General features: G+C 71.5%; 16 protein-coding genes. 6 read left to right on the top strand and 10 right to left on the bottom strand.

Annotated features, from left to right (window positions below; all coding sequences use genetic code 11):
• Positions 1–304 precede the first annotated feature (304 nt).
• Complete coding sequence (locus E4N63_RS03620) at positions 305–646, top strand: metalloregulator ArsR/SmtB family transcription factor (protein WP_230242339.1); 342 nt, start codon at positions 305–307, stop codon at positions 644–646.
• Positions 647–893: 247 nt separating this feature from the next.
• On the opposite strand, the gene E4N63_RS03615 is transcribed toward E4N63_RS03620, so the two are convergent.
• Both E4N63_RS03615 and E4N63_RS03610 read right to left on the bottom strand, forming a co-directional pair.
• Positions 894–1,700 (bottom strand): cache domain-containing protein, encoded by an 807-nt coding sequence (locus E4N63_RS03615; RefSeq protein ID WP_230239868.1) that lies wholly within the window; start codon positions 1,698–1,700, stop codon positions 894–896.
• Positions 1,654–2,472 (bottom strand): FadR/GntR family transcriptional regulator, encoded by an 819-nt coding sequence (locus tag E4N63_RS03610; RefSeq protein ID WP_125626841.1) that lies wholly within the window; start codon positions 2,470–2,472, stop codon positions 1,654–1,656. Before E4N63_RS03610 ends, E4N63_RS03615 begins: the two co-directional genes overlap by 47 nt.
• Positions 2,473–2,586: 114 nt before the next feature.
• Here E4N63_RS03610 and E4N63_RS03605 point away from each other — a divergent pair, with 114 nt between their 5' ends.
• From E4N63_RS03605 to E4N63_RS03585, 5 genes are all read left to right on the top strand, one after another.
• Entirely contained in the window at positions 2,587–3,678 is a 1,092-nt protein-coding gene (locus E4N63_RS03605; RefSeq protein WP_125626842.1) for an ABC transporter ATP-binding protein, read from the top strand.
• A 134-nt stretch (positions 3,679–3,812) separates the two neighbouring features.
• Positions 3,813–5,003, top strand: coding sequence for an ABC transporter substrate-binding protein (locus E4N63_RS03600; protein ID WP_230242337.1), 1,191 nt, complete (start codon positions 3,813–3,815; stop codon positions 5,001–5,003).
• A gap of 13 nt (positions 5,004–5,016) precedes the next feature.
• Positions 5,017–5,901 carry an ABC transporter permease gene (locus tag E4N63_RS03595; protein WP_125627017.1) on the top strand — a complete coding sequence of 295 codons (885 nt, stop codon included), beginning with the start codon at positions 5,017–5,019 and terminating at the stop codon, positions 5,899–5,901.
• Between the two features lie 63 nt (positions 5,902–5,964).
• Positions 5,965–6,774, top strand: a complete 810-nt coding sequence (locus E4N63_RS03590; RefSeq protein ID WP_230239867.1) for an ABC transporter permease — start codon at positions 5,965–5,967, stop codon at positions 6,772–6,774.
• Positions 6,775–6,826: 52 nt separating this feature from the next.
• On the top strand, positions 6,827–8,263 hold the full coding sequence (locus E4N63_RS03585) for a gamma-aminobutyraldehyde dehydrogenase (protein WP_125623877.1): 1,437 nt from the start codon (positions 6,827–6,829) through the stop codon (positions 8,261–8,263).
• 78 nt (positions 8,264–8,341) lie between these two features.
• Here E4N63_RS03585 and E4N63_RS03580 read toward each other — a convergent pair whose 3' ends face one another.
• From E4N63_RS03580 to E4N63_RS03545, 8 genes are all read right to left on the bottom strand, one after another.
• Positions 8,342–11,356: a family 16 glycoside hydrolase gene (locus E4N63_RS03580; protein WP_230239866.1), complete on the bottom strand. Its 3,015-nt coding sequence runs from the start codon at positions 11,354–11,356 to the stop codon at positions 8,342–8,344.
• A 323-nt stretch (positions 11,357–11,679) separates the two neighbouring features.
• Positions 11,680–12,900: an acyl-CoA dehydrogenase family protein gene (locus E4N63_RS30915; RefSeq protein WP_230239865.1), complete on the bottom strand. Its 1,221-nt coding sequence runs from the start codon at positions 12,898–12,900 to the stop codon at positions 11,680–11,682.
• A 22-nt stretch (positions 12,901–12,922) separates the two neighbouring features.
• On the bottom strand, positions 12,923–13,684 hold the full coding sequence (locus E4N63_RS03570; RefSeq protein WP_230239864.1) for a thioesterase II family protein: 762 nt from the start codon (positions 13,682–13,684) through the stop codon (positions 12,923–12,925).
• Positions 13,681–14,946, bottom strand: coding sequence for a benzoate/H(+) symporter BenE family transporter (locus E4N63_RS03565; RefSeq protein WP_230239863.1), 1,266 nt, complete (start codon positions 14,944–14,946; stop codon positions 13,681–13,683). The genes E4N63_RS03570 and E4N63_RS03565 overlap by 4 nt, the downstream gene beginning before the upstream one ends.
• The gene (locus tag E4N63_RS03560) at positions 14,943–16,355 is read right to left on the bottom strand and encodes an FkbM family methyltransferase (protein ID WP_230239862.1); all 1,413 of its coding nucleotides are present in this window, start codon (positions 16,353–16,355) and stop codon (positions 14,943–14,945) included. The genes E4N63_RS03565 and E4N63_RS03560 overlap by 4 nt, the downstream gene beginning before the upstream one ends.
• Positions 16,352–17,542, bottom strand: coding sequence for an alpha/beta fold hydrolase (locus E4N63_RS03555; protein WP_230239861.1), 1,191 nt, complete (start codon positions 17,540–17,542; stop codon positions 16,352–16,354). Before E4N63_RS03555 ends, E4N63_RS03560 begins: the two co-directional genes overlap by 4 nt.
• Complete coding sequence (locus E4N63_RS03550; protein ID WP_230239860.1) at positions 17,542–18,516, bottom strand: chlorinating enzyme; 975 nt, start codon at positions 18,514–18,516, stop codon at positions 17,542–17,544. Before E4N63_RS03550 ends, E4N63_RS03555 begins: the two co-directional genes overlap by 1 nt.
• A 42-nt stretch (positions 18,517–18,558) precedes the next feature.
• Positions 18,559–20,391 (bottom strand): amino acid adenylation domain-containing protein, encoded by a 1,833-nt coding sequence (locus E4N63_RS03545; protein ID WP_230239859.1) that lies wholly within the window; start codon positions 20,389–20,391, stop codon positions 18,559–18,561.
• Positions 20,392–20,557: the final 166 nt, after the last annotated feature.

The following is a 20,557-nucleotide window of genomic DNA, read 5'->3' as shown; positions in this document are numbered from 1 at the left end:
GGCCGGACCGGGCGAGGGGAGAGCAGCCGGGCCCGGCCAACAGAAGGGGGGCGGGGAAACGCCGCACGGACGGGGCGGAACGCGTTGTGGCGGATGCCATGCGACGTCGCCACGCCCGACCGCGGAGTCGTCGTGGGGGAGAGGAGCGGTTGCTTCGCTGGGCAGGGACGCCGACGGGGCGTGCGTCCCTCCTCCGAACGGCCGCGCGCGTGCGGGGGAGGAGCAGGCGGCCGGTGTGATCCGGCTGCCGGACGGCGCCCTCTGCGGTCCCCGGCCGAACCCGGGGCTGTCCGAGCGCCAAGCCATGTCACCTGCGGCCGGTGCGCATCTGGGGGCTTTCGACAGTGCGCGGCTCGCCGAGGCGGCCGGGGTGTTCGCGATGCTCTCGGACGCCACCCGCCTGCATCTGCTGTGGCTGCTCGCGCAGGGTGAGGCGGACGTCGGCTCACTCGCCGAGCGGTGCGACGCGTCGCGCACGGCGGTCAGCCAGCATCTGGCCAAGCTGCGGCTCGCCGGGCTCGTGGACACCCGCAGGGAAGGGCGGCACATCCACTACCGCCTCAGCGACGGGCATTTGCGGCGCCTGGTCGTGGAGGCGCTCAGTCACGCGGACCACCGGGTGAGCGGGCAGGCCCCGCACGACTGATCGGGTGTTCACGACGCGGAGGCGCCGGCCCACCACACCCCGGCGGCCTTCTGGGTCCCGGGCCCGCGCGGCGACTCCCGCATCGTCGTGACCAGCGCAGCCGAGCGCGGATCACCTCTGGCCGGCACTCCGGCGCTGTACGACGAGACACACAGGGTCACCGCTGGAGGGCGGCGCCGAGATGGAAGTGAATCTCCCCGGCTGCCCGGAGTGCGGAGTTGCGGATCACGGAGAGCGGTCGCACAGGCTACGGGCGTTCCGCCCGGGGACGGGGGGCCGCTGTCACCAGGATCAGCGGGACACCGTCGCAGGGGCGCAGGTGCAGCCCGCCGTGCTCGACGCCGTCCGCCGGACCGGCCAGCACCGCCGCGTAGTTAGGGCCCCTGCTGAGCGATCCGGCCAGGTGGCGGGGGTCGGTGGAAGCGGCGACGCGGCCGCGCACGTTGACCAGGCGGGCGGGTTCCGGCAGGCACTGGAGGAGCGGGACGACGCCCGCTTCGAAATGCCGCAGATAGACGTCGGCCGCGGCCACCCCCGTGAAGCGGCCCCCGACGGTCACCGGTGCGGAGAGGGTCAGGCTGTACTCGTCCGAGCAGAGATAGTCCACGTAGGGCCCCGCGACCGCCCGCTGCCCGGTGTCGCGGGGCAGTGTGAACCAGTCCCAGTGGGTGTAGTCGTAGTACGCCGAGTGCTCCGGGTCCAGGTTCAGCAGGAGCGGCCGGAGGGCCCCGTCCGCGGTGGTCTGCCACCACTCCAGGCACGCCGGTACATCGCCGAGCAGCCCGGGCGCCGCCACGAAGCCGACCCCCGAGATCAGGTCGTACCGGCTGAGCCGGGCGTGCAGGCCGGGGCGGAGCGCCGCGAGATCGGCCGAGACGGGGCGGCGGCCGTCCGTGCCGGCCGCGGTGAGCACCGCTTCCGCGTCCGCCCCCGTCCGGATCACGGCGTCGAAGACTCCTTCGAGCACGTCACGGACCCGGGCGGCCGCATCGGCGACCGTGCACTCGTCAAGAACCGCCGCCGATGCGGGTACGGGACGGGGCTCGCTCCCCATGGAGGTCCTCCTTCGGGCGGGGGCCGCGCGCTCCGCGGGCCGAACCGAGGCGGAGTTCGATCAGGCGCGTCATGGAGGTCCGCACGCACTGTTCGGCCAGATCCCTGGCGCGATGCTCCTCGCCATCATGCACTGCGGAGATTACGGCGCGGTGACGATCCAGGACGTCCCCGAGGTATCCGTCCTCGCCGAGGACGAGGCGCATCAGTGCTCCCACCTCGGTCTGGAGGGTGACCTCCGCCCTGGTCAGCCGGGCGGACTGGGCGGCCGCGGCCAGTTCGACGTGGAAGCGTCCGTAGATCCGGCTGCGCGCCGCGGTGTCCTCCGCGCGCGTCAGCTCTTCCAGGGACCGGTTCAGCTGCTCCAGGTCCTCGGGTTCCGTGCGCTGGGCGGCGAGCCGGGCGGCGGCACCCGAGACGGCCGCCCAGTGGTCGGAGAGGTCGCGGAGTTCCTCGGTGCTCCAGTCGGAGAGGCGGGCGCGCAGCCGGTCCTCCGCGGGCCCGTCGGGCACGGTGACGAAGCTGCCTCCGCCGCGGCCCCTGCGGGTGGTGACCAGACCCTGCTGGCGCAGGGACATCAGGGCTTCCCGCAAGGTCACGGTCGAGACGCCGAGCTGGGCCGCGAGCTCGGTCTCACCGGGCAGCTGCTCCCCGTCCGCCAGCAAACCGAGGTCTATGGCGTCACCCAGCCTGCGCACGACGGCCTCCACCCGGGCCTGGGTGTCGACGGGCGTGAACACGGCCTGCCGGATGCCCGGTTTGTCGCGGTTCATGGCCACCACCTTGCTTGTTTGGCTCAGCCGTTACCTTACCGGGGTCTTGAAATTTGAACTATGACTTCATATGTTTACGCCCTGCATTCGACGGCATCAGAAAGGTTCCCGCTCATGGAGGGAATGGCGATCCGGCTCCAGGGCCTGCGCAAGGCGTTCGGCCGGACGGAGGCCGTGGCAGGAGTCGATCTGGAGATAGCGAACGGCGAGTTCTTCTCGATGCTGGGGCCCTCCGGCTCGGGCAAGACCACGGTCCTCCGGATGATCGCCGGCTTCGAGGCGCCCACGGGCGGCACCATTGAACTCGCGGGTGCCGATGTCACCCGCCTGGCACCCTTCGAACGCGATGTGCACACCGTGTTCCAGGACTACGCGCTCTTTCCGCACATGACCCTGGAACAGAACGTCGCCTACAGTCTCAAGATCCGCGGAGTGCCCAGGGCCCAGCGGCTGGCGCAGGCCCGGGAGGCGCTGGCGGGCGTACGGCTCGAGGGCTTCGGCGCGCGCCGCCCGTCCCAGCTCTCCGGGGGGCAGCGGCAGCGCGTGGCACTCGCCCGCGCCCTGGTCGGCCGGCCCAAGGTGCTGCTGCTCGACGAGCCGCTCGGCGCCCTCGACCTGAAGCTGCGCGAACAGATGCAGATCGAGCTGAAAGCGATCCAGCGCGAGGTCGGCATCACCTTCGTCTTCGTCACGCACGACCAGGAGGAAGCGCTGACGATGAGCGACCGGATCGCGGTGTTCAACCAGGGCCGCATCGAACAGATCGGTACCCCGGCCGACATCTACGAACGGCCCGCCACCCCCTTTGTCGCGGGCTTCGTCGGCACCTCCAACCTGCTCACCGGCGAGGCCGCCGAGCGGGTGGTGGGCAAGGCCGGCACCTACAGCGTCCGTCCGGAGAAGATCCGGGTGGTGCGGGACTCCGGGAACGCCGGCGATCCGGACTGCTCCACCGCCGCCGGCACGGTCGCCGAGGTCGTCTACCTGGGGGACGCGACCCGTCTCCTGGTCGACCTCGACGCCGGCGGGCGGCTCACCGCCCTCCAGCAGAACCTGGAGACCTCCTCCGAGGACGTCGCCGCCTACCGCGGCTCCCGGGTCAGGCTCCAGTGGCACCACCGCCACAACTTCCGTGTTCCGGACGTGCCCCCGGACGTGCCCCCGGAAGCGGTCCCGGCCGATCGGCAGCCCCTCCGCACCCGGTAGCCCCACCGCGCTGCACCCGCGCTGACCGTGCCCGTGCCGGCGCTGTGCCCGCATCGCCCCCGCCCGTCCCCTGCCTGTGCCGGCCCCGGCCCGTGCTGTCCCCTTCACGCCTTCCCCTGGAGATTCCCGTGCGCATGTCCCCTTCGCTCAAGGCAGCCACCGCGGTCGGTGTGCTGCTGCTCGCCACCGCCTGCGGCTCGTCGAACGGCTCCGGCTCCGACGCCTCCGGTCTGAACCCGCCGGACCTCAAGGCCCAGGAGAAGCTCGGCACGACCGAGGGCGAGGTCAACCTCATCGCCTGGGCCGGCTATGTCGAGGACGGCACCAACAACCCGGACGTCGACTGGGTCTCCGACTTCGAGAAGGAGACCGGATGCCAGGTCAACACCAAGACCGCGGCCTCCTCCGACGAGATGGTCAGCCTGATGAAGACCGGCCAGTACGACGCCGTGTCCGCCTCGGGCGACGCCTCGCTGCGGCTCATAGCCTCCGGGGACGCGGCGCCCGTCAACACGGACCTGACCCCCAACTACGCCGATGTCTTCGAGGGGCTGAAGAACAAGGACTGGAACACCGTCAACGATGTCGCGTACGGCGTCCCGCACGGCCGCGGCGCCAACCTCCTCATGTACAACACGGAGAAGGTCAAGCCGGCCCCCACCTCCTGGTCCGCGGTCTTCGACAAGGGCTCGGAGTACAAGGGCAAGGTCACCGCGTACGACTCCCCGATCTACATCGCGGACGCCGCTCTCTACCTGATGGCGACCCAGCCCGACCTCGGCATCAAGAACCCGTACGCGCTCGACCGGAAGCAGTTCGACGCCTCCGTCGCCCTGCTGAAGGAGCAGAACGCCAACATCGGCGAGTACTGGAGTGACTACCTCAAGGAGATCTCCGCCTTCAAGAGCGGCGACTCCGTCGTCGGCACCACCTGGCAGGTCATCGTCAACGCGGCCAAGGCCGAGAAGGCCCCCGTCGAGGCGGTCCTCCCCGAGGAGGGCGCCACCGGCTGGTCCGACACCTGGATGCTCTCCGCCAAGGCCGAGCACCCCAACTGCGCCTACAAGTGGATGGACTGGATCATCTCGCCCGAGGTGAACGCCCAGGTCGCCGAGTACTTCGGCGAGGCCCCGTCCAATGCCCGGTCCTGCGAACTCACCGCCGACAAGGACCACTGCGCCACCTACCACGCGGGCGACGAGGCGTACTGGAAGAACGTCCACTACTGGACCACGCCCATCTCCCAGTGCATCGACGGCCGCACGGACACGCAGTGCGTGCCGTATGCCGAGTGGGTCCAGGCGTGGACCGGGATCAAGGGCTGAGGGTCAAGGACCGATGACGAACACCGTGCCTGCCGCCGGGTTCGCCCGGCGGCTCGCCGGGACCCTGCACCGCCGCCCCCGGCTGCGGCTGTCCCTGCTCCTCTCCGCGCCGCTGACCTGGCTGGTCCTGGCCTACCTGGGCTCGCTGGCCGCGCTGTTCCTGTCCGCGTTCTGGACCACGGACAGCTTCACCTCGAACGTGGTGAAGATCTGGAACACGGACAACTTCACCGCCCTGTTCACCACCGAGGCCTACCGTCAGGTCGCTCTGCGCAGCGTCGGCGTCGCCCTCGCGGTCACCGCCCTGTGCGCCCTGATCGCCTTCCCCGTCGCCTTCTACACGGCCCGCATCGCCAAGCCCGGGTGGCGGCCGCTGCTGGTCGTCGCAATCCTCACCCCGCTCTGGGCCAGCTACCTGGTCAAGGCGTACGCCTGGCGTCTCATCCTCGCCGACGGCGGACTGCTGGACTGGGCGCTGGCCCCGTTCGGTCTCGAAGGCCCCGGCTACGGACTCACCGCGACCATCCTGGTCCTGACGTATCTGTGGCTGCCGTACATGATCCTGCCGATCCACGCCGGCCTCGAACAGCTCCCGGCCAACCTGCTGGACGCCTCCGCCGACCTCGGTGCCCGCACCGCCCGCACCTTCCGCTCCGTGGTGCTGCCGGTGCTCCTGCCGTCCGTCGCGGCCGGCTCGGTCTTCACCTTCTCACTCAGCCTCGGCGACTACATCGCCGTGCAGATCGTCGGCGGAAAGACCCAGCTCATCGGCAATCTCATCTACTCCAACATCAGCCTGAACCTGCCGCTGGCCGCGGCCCTCGGCACCGTACCCGTGGTGATCATCGTGCTCTATCTGCTGGCGGTGCGCCGCACCGGAGCACTCAGCAGCCTCTGAGGTCCCCGCGCCGCCGGAACCCCGCAACCCTCCGACCGTACGACGCACAGCGAAGGCCCCACGATGAATCTCTCCCGCCCCGCGCGCACCGTCCTGCGCGTCACCGCCGGGCTCGGCTTCGCGGCCATCTACATCCCGCTGCTGCTGGTCCTGGTCAACTCCCTCAATCCCGACCGCAGTTCCGGCTGGCCGCCCCCCGGCCTCACCTTCCACTGGTGGTCCGCCGCCTGGGAGAGCGACGGCGCCCGCGAAGCCGTGTGGACCTCCGTCAAGGCCGGGCTCGGCGCCACCGCCATCGCCCTGGTCCTGGGCACGCTCATCGCCTTCGCCATCCAGCGCTACGCGTTCTTCGGCCGCGAGACCGTCTCCTTCCTCGTCGTCCTGCCGATCGCCCTGCCCGGCATCGTCACCGGTGTCGCGCTCAACACCGCCTTCCGCACGGTCCTCGAACCGCTCGGGGTCGGGCTCGGCATGTTCACCGTCGTCGTCGGCCACGCCACCTTCTGCATCGTGGTCGTCTTCAACAACGTCATCGCCCGGCTGAGGCGCATGCCCGGCTCGTACGAGGAAGCGGCCATGGACCTCGGGGCCCACAGCTTCCGGGCCTTCGCCGACGTCACCTTCCCGCTGGTGCGTTCCGCGCTGGTCGCGGGCGGGCTGCTGGCCTTCGCGCTCTCCTTCGACGAGATCGTGGTGACCACCTTCACCGCCGGCCCCGGCATCCAGACCCTGCCCGTCTGGATTTTCTCCAACATGGCCCGCCCCCAGCAGGCGCCGGTGGTCAACGTCGTCGCCGCCGTCCTCGTCCTGCTCTCCGTGATCCCGATCTACCTCGCGCAGCGGCTGTCGTCCGACACCGGCAGCCAGGTCTGACCCCCGCCCACCCGCAACGCCCGCCCCGCCGACCCTCCCGAGGAGACACACCATGACCACGCTCCGCACCCTGCGCAACCACATCGACGGTGAGCCCCGCGATGCCGCCGACGGACGGACCACCGCGGTGGTCAACCCCGCCACCGGCGAGGCGTACGCCACCGCGCCGCTGTCCGGGCCGGCGGACGTCGACGCGGCGATGGCCGCCGCCGCGGCGGCCTTCCCGGCCTGGCGCGACCGGACCCCCGCCGAACGGCAGAAGTACCTCCTGAGGATCGCGGACGCGTTCGAGGACCGGGCCGAGGAGCTCATCGCCGCGGAGGTGGAGAACACCGGCAAGCCGACCGGCCTGACGCGAACCGAGGAAATCCCCCCGATGGTGGACCAGATCCGCTTCTTCGCGGGCGCGGCACGCATGCTCGAAGGCCGGTCGGCCGGCGAGTACATGGAGGGCATGACCTCCTTCGTCCGCCGTGAGCCGGTCGGTGTCTGCGCGCAGGTCGCACCGTGGAACTACCCGATGATGATGGCCGTGTGGAAGTTCGCCCCGGCGCTCGCGGCGGGCAACACGGTCGTGCTGAAGCCCTCCGACACCACGCCCGCCTCCACCGTTCTGATCGCCGAGATCCTCGGCGGGATCCTGCCCGCAGGCGTCTTCAACGTCATCTGCGGCGACCGTGACACCGGCCGGGCGATGGTCGAGCACCCGGTTCCGGCGATGGTCTCCATCACCGGTTCCGTACGCGCGGGCATGTCGGTCGCCGAGTCGGCGTCCAAGGACGTCAAGCGCGTGCACCTGGAGCTGGGCGGCAAGGCCCCGGTCGTCGTCTTCGAGGACGCCGACATCGCCCGGGCCGTCGAGGGCATCACGGCGGCGGGCTTCTTCAACGCCGGGCAGGACTGCACCGCCGCCACCCGCGTCCTCGTCCACCGGTCCGTGCACGACGAGTTCGTCGCCGCCCTCGCCCGGGCGGCCGCGGACACCAGGACCGGCGCCCCGGACGACGAGGACGTCCTCTACGGGCCGCTGAACAACCCGGACCAGCTCAAGCAGGTGTCCGGCTTCATCGAGCGCCTCCCCGCGCACGCCCGGATCGAGACGGGCGGCCACCGGGTCGGTGAGAGGGGCTTCTTCTACGCCCCGACCGTCGTCTCGGGCCTGAGGCAGGACGACGAGATCATCCAGAACGAGGTCTTCGGCCCGGTCATCACCGTCCAGTCGTTCAGCGACGAGGCGCAGGCGCTGGAGTACGCGAACGGTGTCGAGTACGCGCTGGCCTCCTCGGTGTGGACGAAGGACCACGCGCGGGCCATGCGGATGTCGAGGAACCTCGACTTCGGCTGCGTCTGGATCAACACCCACATCCCGCTGGTCGCGGAGATGCCGCACGGCGGCTTCAAGAAGTCCGGCTACGGCAAGGACCTGTCGGCGTACGGCTTCGACGACTACACGCGCATCAAGCATGTGATGACCTCCCTCGACGGCTGACACGGGGGCCGCCGGCACGGGGGCGGGCCGTCCGGACGGTGCTGGTCAACTCTGTTTCCCGGGGTGGGTCCGGGCACCTCAGCCCAGCGGTTCCACCCGTACATCGCGGAACCGCACCGTGTTCCCGTGGTCCTGCAGACGGACCGGCCCGAGGGCGGGGCCCTCCGGTGCCCCGCCGCCGGTCGGCCCGTCGATCGCGATGTCGTCGTGGACCTTCTCGCCGTTCCACACCACCGTCACCCGTGCGTCGGCGGTCTTGCGGCCGCTGTCGTCGAAGCGTGCCGCGCGGAACGTGATGTCGTACGTCTGCCAGGTCTCCGGTGCCGTCGCCGCGTTCACGTCCGGAGCCTTCTTCTGGTAGATGGCCCCGGCCTCGTTCGTGTCGGGGGTGGTGTCGCCGTACGAGTCGAGGATCTGCAGCTCGTAGCGGTCCTGGAGATAGATTCCGCTGTTGCCGCGGTCCTGGCCGGTGACGTCGTCGGGCAGCAGCGGGACGCGGAACTCCACATGGAGCGTGAAGTCCCGGTAGGCGTCCTTGGTGCGGATGTCACCGCAGCACACCTCCATCGACTCCTCGGCGGAGAGCGGCCATGCGGCGGGCCGTCCGTCCGTGTGCTGCCACTGCGTCAGGGAGGCGGCGGTGCCGTCGAAGAGGGTGACCGGCACACCGTGCGGGCGCACGGTGATCAGGTCGAGGTTGACATGGCCCGTGTCGCCGGTGTCGTAGCGGTAGGCGACGGTGTTGCGTCCCGCGCGGAGGGTGACGCGTTCGGTCCGCGTCGACCAGGTGTCCCAGTCGCCGGTCGAGGCGAGTTCCGTCTGCCGCAGCTTCTCCCCGTTGGCGTACAGCGAGAGGGACTTGGTGCCCTGGAAGGGGTGGGGGCCGTTGGAGTAGCGCAGGTTCACGTCGTAGTCGCCCGCTTCGGGGACCGTCACGTCGAAGGTCGTGGAGACCTTGCCCTCCGTGCTGAAGCGGTCGACGAAGCCGCTGCCGGAGTAGCCGGAATGGTCGGTGTTGATGCCGGCCGTGCCGCTCAGGTGTGCCTCCTCGGCTTCGTACAGCGTGGCGGGCGCCGGCTGCTCGCCCGGCAGTGCGTTGAGCGTGTACCAGGCCTCCGTGCTCCACAGCGTCTCGCCGGACGCTGACGCGAAGGGGCGCGGGGAGCGGACGTGCACGACGCGGTCGGGCTTGAGACCGTCGAGGCGCAGCCGGACCGTGTGGCCGTCGTCGGCGAGCGTCGCCGAGCGGACGGCGAGCCGCTCCTCTGCGATCTTCGGGCCGCCGTAGTCGGATGTCGGGGTGTAGCGCCACTGCTCGGCCTGGTAGCGGGAGGCCAGCTTCTCGGCGGTGGCCTGCGACAGCGGCTGGGTGTACTCCAGGTCGAAGCCGCCCGGAACGGCGCGCATCTCCTTGATGTCGAAGGTGTTGCCGCCGTTCGGCGCGAGCTTCTGGAGGCCGAACTTCAGCTTGCCCTCCTGGCCCCAGTTGCCGTCGGCGCCCAGGCCGCCCGCGTAGATCGCTCCGTCGGGGCCCATGGTGATCCGGTTCACGCCGGCTTCGAGTCCTTGCGTGTAGCGGAACACGGCGCCCTGGTACTGGCCCTTCACCTTCTCCAGGTAGGCGCGCTGGAGTCCGCCGTAGGTGACGTCGCCGATGAGCATCTGGCCGGCGAAGCGGCCCTCCGTCAACTGCAGAGGTGTGCTGGGCGAGTTGGCTATCTCGTTCTGGGGCAGCCACAGCACCGGCCGGGTCACGGGACGGTCGTCGAACGGGCCCGGCGGCTCGGTGTAGTGGTTGAAGAAGCGGTCCTGCTTGATGTGGACGAGCTTCGACGCCGGCAGCCAGCCGCCCTGGTTGTCGGTGGTGAAGATGTCACCGCCGGGGCCCCAGCCGATCCCGTTGGGGGTGCGCAGGCCCCCCGCGACCGGATGGATCTTCCCCGTCTTCCTGCTGACCTTGTACGTGGTGCCGCGGCCCGGTGCCGGCTGCGGAGTGGTGGTGGCTCCTCCGTAGTCGATGGCGACGGACAGGTTCACGTAGAAGTAGCCGTCCCGGTAGAGCAGTCCGAAGGCGAACTCGTGGAAGTTCCCGCCGTACGGCCAGGTGGCGACGGTTCGGTACTCGTCGGTGACGAAGTCGCCGTCGGCGTCGACGAGTTGGGTCAGCTCGTGTTTCTGCGAGACGTACAGGGACCCGTCGACGTGCTTGATGCCCATCGGCTCGCGCAGCCCGGTCGCGATCTTCCGCACCGTTACCTTGTCGCGGCTGGTGTCGCCGGTGACGTGGTCGAGGAGGTACACCTCGCCGGCCGTGTTCTCCGAACCGCCCCACGTGGTGATCGCCAGCCGTCCGCCGGGCAGCCAGTCCATGCCGGTGACCTGCGGCTCGAAGCCGTCCGGACGGAGATCCGTGAGCGTGAGATCGGGGCGTACTCCGGTGAGCGGCAGGCCGTCACCGGGGCTGTCCGCGCCCGCCGCGCACTCCTTGCGCCCCGGCGCGGTGACCCGGACGACGCCGGCGTCGGTGCTCAGCGCCTCGCGCGGCACCACGCTGAAGTCTCCCGCGCCCGGCGGCCGCCACGCGAGCGTGAGCTGCTGCTCGCCGCCCCGCTCGAAGTAGTCGACGCGGAACGGGTGTGATCCGGCGGTGAGATGGACCGATCCGTCCTTCGGCTCGGCCCCGTGCAGCCCGTCGTGGTCGATGACCTCCTGGCCGTCGACGGTGAGCCGCGAGCCGTCGTCACTGGTGAGGCGGAAGGCGTACGTCCCGTCGGTGGGGACGACCAGGTAACCGGTCGCCTCGGCCGAGAAGTTGTCGGTGAAGCCCCCGAAGTCGTCGGTCGTGGACCAGTCCACGGTGGGCATCAGCTGGTCGTGGTTGGGTGTCTGGCCGGGCTTGAGGGTGCAGAGCCTGCTCAGCGGGGACTGGGTGTCGAAGACCCGCAGGGTGACACCCGGTTCCTGGGGCGGGATGTCGTCGGCAGCGGCAGCCGCGACTGACGGGGGCGCTGCCCACACGCCCCCGGCGAGGAAGCTGCCGACGAGCAGGGTGGTGAGCCGTCTTCGGGCACGTGAGAACAACCGTGAGTGCATTGGTCCTCCAGGTCGGGACCGGAGGCCGCCGGATCGTACTCCGGTCGAGCTGTACGGATATGCGGAGACGCGGGGGTGCGGAAAGGCAGTGCTCCTGCGGTCGCGCCGCCGTCACCGTAGGGGACTTCTTCCGAGCACGTCCATACTTTGTCATCAACGAGTTGAAAGTTTGACGGAGGAACGGGAATGCGGCCCACGGAGCGCTCGCCCACCGGGCCCCGAGCCGGAGTCGCGACGTGAAGTCCCCTGAGGGGCCGTGCCGTTCAACGCCGCCACAGCCTTGAGCCGTGTCCGGTCGCTCCCGGCCGGCGGGGGCGTCGGCGCTACTGGTGCCCCGGTATGCCCGCGGACCGGGTGCCGGGCCCGGTGCCCCTGCCGGCCGGGCCTCTCAGCACGTCCCGTCCGATGAGGTCCCGCATCACCTCACTCGGCCCCGCGGCGATCGTGGCCGCCCGGGCGTCGCGGTGGGCCCGGGCCACGTCGGACTCCTCCAGGTAGCCGTGCGACCCGTGGAGCTGCAGACTGGCGTCGGCCAGCCGGCACGCCAGCTCGGTGGTGTAGAGCTTGGCCATGGAGCACTCCGCGGCGGGCAGCTCGCCCTCGCCGTAGAGCCAGGCGGTGTGATGAACGAGCTGCCGTGCGGCGGCCAGTTCGGTGGCGAGGTCCGCGACGCGGTGCACGGGCGCCTGCTTCTCGGCGAGGACGTCGCCGGCCACGCGGCGTCCCCGGAGGAATCCGCGCAGGTCGTCGAGGCTCCGCTCGATGCCGCCGAGTGCCAGCGTCGCCGCGGCCAGGCGCTCCAGCTGCAGTCCTCTCATGAGGTAGTAGAAGCCGCTGTTGAGCCGTCCGATCAGACGGTCCGCGGGAACGCGCACGTCGTCGTAGGTGACGGTGGTCGTCCCCGCCGAACGCCAGCCGAGTGTCCGCACGGGCTCGCGGCGGATGCCCGGCAGACCGGAGTCGGCCACCAGCAGCGACAGCCCTGTCATGCCCGCCCGGCCGGGATCGCCGGCCACGCCGCCCGTGCGCACGGCCACGACGGCGAAGTCCGCCACCATGCCGTTGCTGACCATGGTCTTGGTGCCGTTGACCACGTAGTGATCGCCGTCCCGCGTCGCCGTGGTGGCCAGCCCCGCCAGATCCGCACCCGCCGCCGGCTCGGTGATCGCCAGGGCCGCCACCGAGTCGCCCCGCACCGCCGGGGCCAGATACCGGTGGCGCAGCTCCGGGCCGCCGTCCCGGGCGAGGTAGTGGGTGGCCATGTACGCGTGGACGGAGACGGCGGCGCGCAGGCCTCCGAAGCCCGTGCGTCCGAGCTCCTCAAGGAACACGACCGAAGTGAAGACGTCCCGGCCGCCGCCACCCGCGTCGCGCGGGTGGAGCAGCCCGAGATAGCCCCGCTGCCCGAACAGTTTCCACAGCTCACGGGGCAGGCCGCCCTCCCGCTCCCAGCGTGCGGCGTGGGGCAGTACCTCGTCGGCCAGGAACGCGCGGACCTCGGCGCGGAACACCTCGTGATCCGCGGTGAAATAGGGGGACTTCACGATCCGCTCCTCCTCGGGTGTGTCAGCAGAGCGAGAGCTCACGGGTGAGCAGACGGAGGAACTCGGGCGCACGGTCGTGGAGACAGAAGTGACCGCCGGGCACCTCGTGGCTCCTGATCCCGTTGGGCGCCAGCGTCCGCCAGGCCGCCACGGCCTCCGCCGGCGCCACCTCGTCGTCCGCCCCCCGGAAGGTCGTGACGGGCACGGGAACCGGGGGAGGATTCCGGTGCGACCAGGTCTCGGCGAGCCGGATGTCCGCACGGAGCATGGGTTCGAGTACGGCCATGAGGCGCGGATCGGCCAGGACCTCCCGGGGTGTTCCGGACAGCCTGCCGAGTTCTTCCCGGAACCGCTCGTTCGGGAGGCCGTGGATGGCGGGGAGGGCGCGCCGCACCGCGGGGGCCCGGCAGCCGGAGAGGATGACGCGTTCGGGCCGGCGGCCCGTGCCGCGTACGACCGTCTCGTACACCAGCATGGCGCCCATGCTGTGGCCGAAGAGGACGTACGGGGAGCGCACCTGATCGTCCAGCGCGTCGGCGAAGGCCCCGGTCAGTGACGGCCAGTCACGGAACGGGGGCTCATGCAGCCGGTTCTCCCGGCCGGGCAACCGCACTCCGACCAGCTCGACGTCCGCGGGCAGCCGGTCGCCCCATGTGCCGTACGCGGCGGCCCCGGCTCCGGCGTGCGGCACGCAGACCAGCCGGAGCCGGGCGGCCGGCCGTGGTGCGGGACGGTGGAACCATCGCCCCGGCCCGGTGCTCCGGACGTCCGCCGCCCTGGTCACCGGCGCTCCCCGGGCACCCGTGCCCCCGGTTCTCCCGGAGGCTCGGCCGCCGCCGCCGTCCGGTGGGGGGCGCCCGCCCTGGCCCGGCGTCCGCCGTGGGTGACCAGGGCGGTGAGCAGGCCGGCGAGCAGGCCCCAGAAGGCGGAGCCGATGCCCAGCAGGGTCACTCCGGAGGTGGTGGCCAGGAATGTCACCACCGCGGACTCCCGCCACTTCTCGTCCCGGAGTGCCGAGGCGAGGGAACTCGCGATGGTTCCGAGCAGGCCCAGCCCGGCGATTCCCAGCACGAGGGCGGCGGGCAGCGCGGTGAGCAGGGAGCCCACCGCACCGCCGAAGACGCCGACGCAGAGGTAGAACACGCCGGCCCAGACAGCCGCCAGGTACCGCCGGTCCCGGTCCTCGTGGGCCTCCCGGCCGGTGCAGATGGCGGCGGTGATGGCGGCGAGGTTGAGACCGAAGCAGCCGAAGGGGGCCAGCAGCAGATTCACGCCGCCGGTCCAGCCGATCAGCGGAGAGACGGGGACGCCGTAGCCGTCGTTGCGCAGCACCGCCACCCCCGGCAGGTTCTGCGAGGCCATGGTCACCACGAAGAGCGGCAGCCCCACACTGACGATCACCTGCCAGGAGAACTCGGGAGCCGTGAACACCGGTGTGGCGAGCGCGAGTTCCGCGCGTCCCGGACGCAGCGAGCCCGTCACCGCGGCGGCCGTGACACCCACGGCCAGTGCTGCGATGACGGCGTACCGGGGCAGCAGGCGCCGGCACAGCAGGTAGGCCGCGAACATGGGGAACACCACGGCGAAACCGCCGCGCATGGTGGTGAACAGCTGCGTGCCGAACTGGACGAGCACCCCGGCCAGGAGGCCCGCGGCCAGGGCCACCGGGATCCGGTCCATGATCCGCTCGAACCAGCCCGTCGCTCCGCTGAGCGTGATCAGGGCCGCCGAGACGGCGAAGGCACCGACGGCCTGCGCCATCGTCACTCCCTCGAGGCCACCGGCCATCAGGGCGGCGCCGGGTGTGGACCACGCCGTGACCACGGGGGTGCGGTAGCGGAGCGACAGCCCGATGCTGGTGACGCCCATGCCGACGCCCAGCACCAGCATCCACGACGCGAGTTCGCCGGGGGTGGCTCCCGCGGCCCTGGCCGCCGTGAAGACGATCGCCGCCGAGCTGGTGAAGCCGATCAGCACCGCGATCAGACCGGCGACCACCGCCGAGGCGGGCGCCGCCCGCCGCAGCCGCCGTGCGAGGGACGTCATCGGTCGGCGGGCCCTCCGGGGAGCGGGCCGGCCTCGACCGCGGCGGCCAGAGCGCCGAACGTGCTCTCGGTGAAGATCAGGTCCGGAGTGAGCGCCCCTTCGCCGAGCTCCGCCTCGATCTCGGCCAGCATCCGCACAGCGGTGAGGGAGTCGCCGCCCAGATCGAAGAAGTCGGCGTCCTGCCGCACGGCTTCCGCGCCGAAGAGCCCCGCCCATATGCGGGCGAGTGCGGCGGCACGCGGTCCGCCGGCGGGGTTCGGCACCGCTGCCGGTGCGGCCGTCCGTCCGTCCTCCGTGACGAGATCCGCGGCCACGGTGAACCGGGCCGGCGGCACCACCGAGGGCAGGCGCCGGGCGATGAGTTCCCGCAGCTCGTGCTCCAGGTCGCGCAGCACCGGACCGCCGTGGAACGCCGGTGGCGCCTCCGGGGAGGGCCCGGCCTCCGCTTCGGGCCGTCGCGCGTACACGTTGTGACAGGGCGTCAGCAGCAGGCGCGGGTCCTGTTCGTGCGCGACCTCGAAACCCCGGGAGCGGAGCTGCCCGAGGACGGCGCCCAGCCGGCCGTCGATGTCGTGGACCTCCATGACGATCCGGTCGATCCGGGGCCACAGCGCGTCCCCGATGCCCTCCAGAACCTCGGCCTCCGCCTTCTCCACGTCGATCTTCAGCAGATCGATCCGCCGAAGCCCGAGTCCGTCCGCCACGCCCGCGAGCGTGGTCACCCGGACCTGCCGGGGCTCGGCGCGCATCCGGTCCGCGACGAGCCGGTCCAGCTGCGGTTCCCGTTCGGCGTCGCGCCCCGTGCGCAGGTAACCCTTGAGTACGCCGAAGTCCTCGGCGGCGTCGGCGAACCGCCCGGACATCACGCTGTTGTGGGGATAGAACGTGAACGCGGTCTCGCCGTCGGCGCGGCCCAGCGCACCGCGGAGCACGGTGGCGTCCACCCCGTGCAGTTCGGCGTTGAGCGCGACCGCGTCGGCCAGTTCGGCGACCGGCTCCACGGCGATGATCCTGGCACCGGGACCGTGCAGCGCGGCGGCGAGCGTGAACATGCCGATGTTGGCTCCGACGTCCACCACCACCGCGCCGCGGGGCAGCGTGACGCCGTGCCGGAAGTAGGTGTTCTCGGTGAAGATCTCCCGGTACAGGAAGTCCGTCTCACCCCGGTTGACGCCGGCCACCCGTACTCCGGCCGCGGGCTCGTGCCAGGCGAGGCCGCCGAGCCGGCCGGCCGCTTCGAGGGCCGCGGACCGGTGCAGCACGGGCGCCGCGTCCGGGTCGGGCACGATCCGGGCGGACGGGCACCGCCCGTCCTCGCCGGTGACGACGGCCGCGTCGGCCACGGCGGGATGGCTCCGCAGCACCTCGGTCAGTGCGTGCTCCCGAGAGCTGTTGGCTGAGTCGTTCATGTGCCCTTCCGGTCCTCGGTGGTCACGGCATACAGGAACTGCCGGGCCAGACCGACCAGTTCGCTCCCCGCGTCGAAGGCCGTGAGGTGATCCCCCTCCGGCAGGGTGCGCAGTTCCGCCCGCGGCAGGTGCGCGGCGACGTACGCGGAGCCCGCGGGGTGAGCCGTCGAGTCCTTGGCGCTGGTGACGACCAGGGCCGGCCGGCCGGTCGTGAGCAGCGGACGGCAGTCGGTGGACATGATCGCCCCGTTGAGCAGGCCGTAGCGGTACAGCAGTTCGGGTGTCGCGTACGGATGGATCAGGTAGTGGGCGATGTCCGGACGCAACGCCTCCAGCGTCGGCGGACGGCTCATCAGCCGGTGCATCCCGGCGGCCTGCCGCCGGCCGCGTGCGGCCATGGCCAGCAGCGACTCCATGTCCCGCTGGTGTGCCGTCTTCGGTGCCCCGCTCCCGAGTTCGTAGTCCCCGTGCCAGAGGCTCAGGGAGGTGATCCGTTCCGAGCGGGCGGCCGCCGACAGGGCGATCGCCGCACCTCCGCACAGCCCCATGGCGTGGGCTTCGGACATGCCGAAACCGTCGAGTACCGCGAGCAGGTCGTCGCCCTGGACGTCGAGGCCGTGGCCCTTCAGCTCGCCGAGCCCGGACCCGTCCCCCGCGAACAACCCGCGGCTCTCCCAGGTGACGACGCGGTGCGTGGAGGACAGGGCCGCCATCCACTTCACCGCCAGCCCGGCCGGCATGCCGCAGGCACTGGCCACCGCGACGGCCGGGGCGCCCTCGGGCCCGGCAGCCCAGCAGCGCAACGGGGTGCCGTCGTGGGCGGGCACCACGACGGGCCGGCCGGGGAACGCCGCCAGGGCGCGGCGCGCCACGTCGATGAGCCGGTCCCCGGCGGGGGTCCCGCCGGGCGGCGGGCGCAGCGCCAGGCGCCGGCTGACGGCGAGTTCCGCGGCCGGCAGCGGCCCGGTTTCCGGCACCACCGCGAGTTCCGGGAGGCCGAGCGCACCGGTGACCCGGTCGAGGAGCGCCCGGGCGGACGACGTTCCACCGGGGAACGGTGCGGCCGGGGCGACCCGCACCGGCTCCGGCATGACCCGGGTGAGGGACGCCGTGTCGAGGAGGGCCCGGGCCAGCGCATCCAGCGCCCCGGTCTCCGGCACGGCACCCGCCGCGGTACCCGCCGGCATCACTCCCCGGCCCCGGAAGCGGGCCGGAAGGGCCGGCCGCGGGTCGTGCGTTCGGCGATCCGGTTGTGGCCGTACGCGTCAACACCGCTGACCAGCACCGCCCCATAGCGTTCGAGGCTCACCCGGCCGCCGTACTCCTCGATCTCGCCGGTGCCGGGGTAGACCTCCACGGAGGTAGGCACGTAGCGGGCCGCGAAGCCCATGCGCATGCCCCTGGTCCTGCCCTCGTGCGGATGGGAGGCGTGCATCAGCGTGGACCAGAAGACGATGAACTGCCCCGCCTTCATCTCCATGGAGACGGCCTTCGACTCGTCCGGCTTCCAGTCCGGGTCGATCTGCAGTTCGCGGTAGTCGTAGCCGAAGAACCCCCGTCGTACGCCCCCCTTCTCGACGGAGGAGTTCCGGTTCGGGTCGTAGTGCATGCGCTTGGCCTCGTCGTAGTGCATGGTGCGGTGCGAGCCCGGGATGAACTGCAGACAGCCCATGTCGGCGGAGGCGTCCGTGAACGCGCACCACACGGTGATGGTGCCGCCGAAGTCCGAACCACCGGGCCACTGGATCTGCGGTGTGCCCGAGGCGTTGGCGAAGGTGTCCGCCTGGTGCCAGTCGGTGCCCTCGTCCCCCGGGTACTTCGGGAAGAACTCGGTGCGCCAGCACAGCACGTCCGGGCCGAGGACGCTCGCGACCCGGTGGACGATCTCCGGGCGGGTGACGTGCTCCGCCAGGAAGCCGTGGTCGAGGTGGCGGTCGTAGTTGGATATGTTCGTCGCGCCGGATATCGCCGCGTCGTCACGGTAGACGGCGGCGCTGCGGTCGAGCAGTTCCAGACGCGTGCGCGCCCACGTCTTCTTGATCTCGTCGGGCTCGTACAGGGTGAAGGGGCCGGCGTAGCCGTCGCGGTGGAAGGCCGCCAGTTCCTCGTCGCTCAGGGAGAAGCCGGTCGGGGATGAGTCGGGGCGCTGCGGGGTGGTCACGTGTCCCTCCTGGGGATGCGGGGCCGGCTGGTCCGGAGACGCTCAGCCGGTGAGGGCCGGCGACGTGGGCAGGGCGCCGTCGACGTGGCGGGCGAGGGCCCGCACCGTCGCGCCGTCGATCAGTACGGTGATCTCGAGTTCGATGCCGAAGGCCTCGTTGACCTGCTCGAACATGCGCAACAGGGACAGCGACGTGCCGCCGAGATCGAAGAAGTCCGCGTCGGCGGGCACCTCGGACACGTCCAGGACGGACTGCCAGATTCCGGCGACGCGCCGCTCGGTGGCGGTGAGTTCCGGGCCGTCGCCGTCGACGAGGTGGACCGGAGCGCTCGCGGCCCCGGCCACCGGTGCCGGCAGTCTCTCCTTGTCCACCTTGCCGTTGCGGGTCAGCGGGAGTTCCGGCAGCACCACGTACGCGGACGGACGCATATGCGGCGGCAGGGCGGCGCCCGCCGCCTCGCCCAGCTCCGGGGCGAGTGTCTCCGCCCGCGCCCCGGACTCGACGTAGGCCACCACGCGCACGTCGCTCCCGCCGTAGTCGTGGGGCAGGACGGCGGCCGCCGACACGGCCTCGTGGCGGAGGAGAACCGCCTCGATCTCACCCGGCTCCACCCGGTAACCCCGGATCTTCATCTGGTCGTCCGTCCGGCCGAGATAGCCGTAGCCGCCCCCGGGCAGCGCGACGATCCGGTCCCCGGTGCGGTAGCAGCGGCGCACCGTGCCGTCGGGAGCGGTGTGGTCGACGAACCGCTCCTTGTTCAGGTCCGGGCGCCCGAGATAGCCACGGGCGAGGCCGGCCCCTTCGATGTACAGCTCTCCGGGCTCGCCCTCGGCCACGGGCCGCCCGTCGTCGCCGAGCACGTGGAAGACCAGGCCGGGCAGCGGGTGCCCGATCGGGCTCGCCCCGTGCACGTCCACGTCGTCCACGGTGAGCGGCCGGTAGGAGGCGTGGACGGTGGCCTCCGTGAGGCCGTACATGTTGACCAGGCGGGGGTTCTCGTCGCCGTGGCGTTCGAACCAGTCGCGCAGCATCGCCGGCTCGAGACGCTCACCGCCGAACACCACCACGCGCAGGCTCGTCAGGCGCTCGGGGGACCTCGCGTCGGCCGCGGCGAGCCGGCCGAAGGCGGACGGCGTCTGGTTCAGGACGGTCACCCGCTCGCGGCGCAGGAGTTCGTGCAGCGCGTCGGGGGAGCGCACCGTCTCCAGCGGGACGACGACGAGCCGCCCGCCGAACAGCAGGGCGCCCCACATCTCCCAGACGGAGAAGTCGAAGGCCGCCGAGTGGCACAGGGTCCAGACGTCGTTCTCGTCGAAGCCGAACCGCTCCCGGGTGACCTCGAAGAGACGGAGCACCTGGTGGTGTTCCACCGGTACGCCCTTGGGGACGCCCGTGGAACCGGAGGTGTAGATGACGTAGGCCGGACTGCCAGCGGTCGTGGTGCCCTCCGTCAAGGGCTCCGCGCCGCCCGCTGGTTCCGGTGCCAGCCGGTCCAGCAGCACGAGGCCGGCCCCCGAGTCCGCGATGGTCCCGGCCTGCTCCGGCGCCGACACGATGACGGCCGCTCCGCTGTCCTCGACTGTCCAGGCGATCCGTTCCGGCGGATAGCCGGGGTCGAGGGGGACGTAGGCGGCGCCCGCCTTCAGGATGCCCAGGACGCCGATCAGCAGGCGGGCACCGCGCGGCACCAGCAGGGCCACCAGGGTTCCGGGGCCCGCGCCCGCAGCACGCAGTTCAGCGGCGAGCAGGTCGGAGCGTCGCTTCAGTTCGAGGTAGGTGAGTACGCCGTCTTCCGCCGTCACGGCCACCCGGTCCGAGAACCGCACAACCCCGCTTTCGAACAACTCGACAAGCGTGCACTGCCCTAAGTCCATGTGTCCCCTTCATCCATCCTGCTCGGCCCGGTGCTGTCCGGCGCGCGGAGAAACGCGCGGAAAAGGTGTACGGCGCGGTCACATCCCAGTGATCGGCGGGTCTCCCCGTCGGGTGCGTCGTGGACACGCTCGATCCCGTCAGGGGAGAGCGGAACAGCCCCACATC

Source organism: Streptomyces sp. MNU89, assembly GCF_020982505.1.
Taxonomy (GTDB): Bacteria; Actinomycetota; Actinomycetes; order Streptomycetales; family Streptomycetaceae; genus Streptomyces; species Streptomyces xinghaiensis.
The sequence above is the reverse complement of the archived record's forward strand: the minus strand, read 5'-3'. Positions and strand labels throughout refer to the sequence as shown.

Excerpts from the sequence above, each read along its gene's own strand:
- E4N63_RS03620 (WP_230242339.1), top strand. The coding sequence starts at position 305 with ATGTCACCTGCGGCCGGTGCGCATCTGGGGGCTTTCGACAGTGCGCGG.
- E4N63_RS03615 (WP_230239868.1), bottom strand. The coding sequence starts at position 1,700 with ATGGGGAGCGAGCCCCGTCCCGTACCCGCATCGGCGGCGGTTCTTGAC.
- E4N63_RS03610 (WP_125626841.1), bottom strand. The coding sequence starts at position 2,472 with ATGAACCGCGACAAACCGGGCATCCGGCAGGCCGTGTTCACGCCCGTC.
- E4N63_RS03605 (WP_125626842.1), top strand. The coding sequence starts at position 2,587 with ATGGAGGGAATGGCGATCCGGCTCCAGGGCCTGCGCAAGGCGTTCGGC.
- E4N63_RS03600 (WP_230242337.1), top strand. The coding sequence starts at position 3,813 with ATGTCCCCTTCGCTCAAGGCAGCCACCGCGGTCGGTGTGCTGCTGCTC.
- E4N63_RS03595 (WP_125627017.1), top strand. The coding sequence starts at position 5,017 with ATGACGAACACCGTGCCTGCCGCCGGGTTCGCCCGGCGGCTCGCCGGG.
- E4N63_RS03590 (WP_230239867.1), top strand. The coding sequence starts at position 5,965 with ATGAATCTCTCCCGCCCCGCGCGCACCGTCCTGCGCGTCACCGCCGGG.
- E4N63_RS03585 (WP_125623877.1), top strand. The coding sequence starts at position 6,827 with ATGACCACGCTCCGCACCCTGCGCAACCACATCGACGGTGAGCCCCGC.
- E4N63_RS03580 (WP_230239866.1), bottom strand. The coding sequence starts at position 11,356 with ATGCACTCACGGTTGTTCTCACGTGCCCGAAGACGGCTCACCACCCTG.
- E4N63_RS03565 (WP_230239863.1), bottom strand. The coding sequence starts at position 14,946 with ATGACGTCCCTCGCACGGCGGCTGCGGCGGGCGGCGCCCGCCTCGGCG.
- E4N63_RS03560 (WP_230239862.1), bottom strand. The coding sequence starts at position 16,355 with ATGAACGACTCAGCCAACAGCTCTCGGGAGCACGCACTGACCGAGGTG.
- E4N63_RS03555 (WP_230239861.1), bottom strand. The coding sequence starts at position 17,542 with ATGCCGGCGGGTACCGCGGCGGGTGCCGTGCCGGAGACCGGGGCGCTG.
- E4N63_RS03545 (WP_230239859.1), bottom strand. The coding sequence starts at position 20,391 with ATGGACTTAGGGCAGTGCACGCTTGTCGAGTTGTTCGAAAGCGGGGTT.